Annotated in this window: 3 protein-coding genes; all 3 read right to left on the reverse strand. The window is 71.3% G+C overall.

Going from position 1 to position 1825, the window contains the following annotated elements; genetic code table 11:
• A partial coding sequence (locus ACFQSB_RS40110) for a cellulose synthase (protein ID WP_380832590.1) occupies positions 1-355 on the reverse strand: 355 nt, incomplete at its 3' end.
• Between the two features lie 166 nt (positions 356-521).
• Entirely contained in the window at positions 522-1199 is a 678-nt protein-coding gene (locus ACFQSB_RS40115; RefSeq protein ID WP_380832592.1) for an HAD family hydrolase, read from the reverse strand.
• Between the two features lie 45 nt (positions 1200-1244).
• On the reverse strand, positions 1245-1825 hold a 581-nt coding region (locus ACFQSB_RS40120), incomplete at its 5' end, for a vitamin B12 dependent-methionine synthase activation domain-containing protein (RefSeq protein ID WP_380832594.1).

The following is a 1825-nucleotide window of genomic DNA, read 5'->3' on the forward strand; positions in this document are numbered from 1 at the left end:
CCGTCGCGGCGGCGCGCCCGGCCGGACGCTCGCCCTCGGGGTCGGCGGCGCGGCGCCTGCCGCGCATGACGCCGGAGACCAGGAAGAGCAGCGCCGACAGCCCCGCCACGATCACCCCGGCCCACACCATCGGCGACAGGACCAGGCCGGTGAGGAACCCGGCGACGGCCGTGCCCGCCTGCCACAGGGCGGGCAGCGCGCCGGTGAGGTAGGCGGCGATCGGGATCAGCGACCAGGCGGCGCCACGCAGGCCCGCGGCCGCCCCGCGCCTGCGCAGGGCCAGGAAGCTCAGCACCAGCCCCGCCGCGCTCACCCCCGCGCACAGCGGCAACCAGGCGATCTGGTCATAGGACATAACGGCTCGCCCCCCTTGTCACGGCTCTCGCTCTCCATCCTGGCACGCGAGCGGGCGCCACCCCCTCCTCCTGGAGGATGGCTCCACCCCGGCTCACGGGGGATGCCGTCCCCTAAGGGACGCCGCCGGGGATGCGTCTTTGGGTGGCCCTCCGCGGCAGGGGCGCTCAGGAGGAGGCGGTGAGGTGGCGGAGCGTGGAGAGGTCCACCTGCTTGAGGGATTCGGCCACCAGGCGGCGGGCGGCGGGCGGGATGGGGAGCAGGCTGGGGACGGCCACGACCGCGCATCCGGCGGCCGTGGCGGAGGCGACGCCGGCCGGAGAGTCCTCAAGGGCGGCGCACCGCGCGGGGTCCACGCCGAGGGCGGAGGCGGCCATGAGGTAGGGCTCGGGGTCGGGTTTGAAGCGCTCCACGTCGTCGCCGGTGACCACCACGTCGAACGCGTCGCCGCCGGGGACGCCGCCGAGGACCGCGTCGGCCATCAGGCGGGTGGAGGAGGTGACCAGGCCGGTGGGCAGGCCCGCCGCCTGGACCTCGGCCAGCAGCTCGGCCGCTCCCGGCATCAGCTCGAAGCCCTCGGCGATCAGGCCGAGGACGGTGTCGATCATCCACGCCGCCACCTCGCCGGGGTCGCGGGCGGAGCCGCTCTTGGCGAGCATGTAGGCGACGGTCGCCGACATGGAACCGCCGACCAGGTTCTCCTGGTCGGCGGCGCTCCACCCCGCGCCGAGACGCCGCATCACCGACCGCTCGGCCTGGAACCAGAGCTTCTCGGTGTCGACGAGCGTCCCGTCCATGTCGAAGAAGACCGCGTCCACTGTTACCCCCGCACCGATGACCCTCACGTACACGACGACCGTACCTGAGGCCCTTCCATGCCCTCGGGGTGGTCAGACGTTGAAGTATTTGGCTTCGGGGTGGTGGACGATCAGGGCGGAGGTGGCCTGTTCGGGATGCAGCTGGAACTCCTCCGACAGGGTGACCCCGATCCGGCCCGGATCCAGCAACTCGAACAACTGCCGCTGATCCTCAAGATTCGGACACGCCGGATAGCCGAAGGAGTACCGGCAACCCGCGATGTTGACCTTCAACATGTCGGCCAGCGCCTCATCACCACCGATGCCCAGCTCTGAGCGGACCCGGGCATGCCAGTACTCGGCCAGCGCCTCGGTCAACTGCACCGACAACCCATGCAACTCCAGATAATCCCGGTAGGCGTTCTTGGCGAACAACTCCCCCGTCGCCGCCGAGATCGCCGACCCCATCGTCGCCACCTGGAACGCCACCACATCCACCTCCCCGGACCCCTTGGACCGGAAGAAGTCCGACAGGCACAGATGCCGGTCACGCCGCTGCCGCGGGAAGGAGAACCGCGTCCGCTCCCCACCCGTCCGCCCGTCCAGGATGATCAGATCATCGCCGTCGGAGACGCACGGGAAGTAGCCGTAGACCACCGCGGCCTGCAGCAGAT

Origin of the sequence: Sphaerisporangium rhizosphaerae, assembly GCF_042665155.1 — a bacterium.
GTDB lineage: Bacteria > Actinomycetota > Actinomycetes > Streptosporangiales > Streptosporangiaceae > Sphaerisporangium > Sphaerisporangium rhizosphaerae.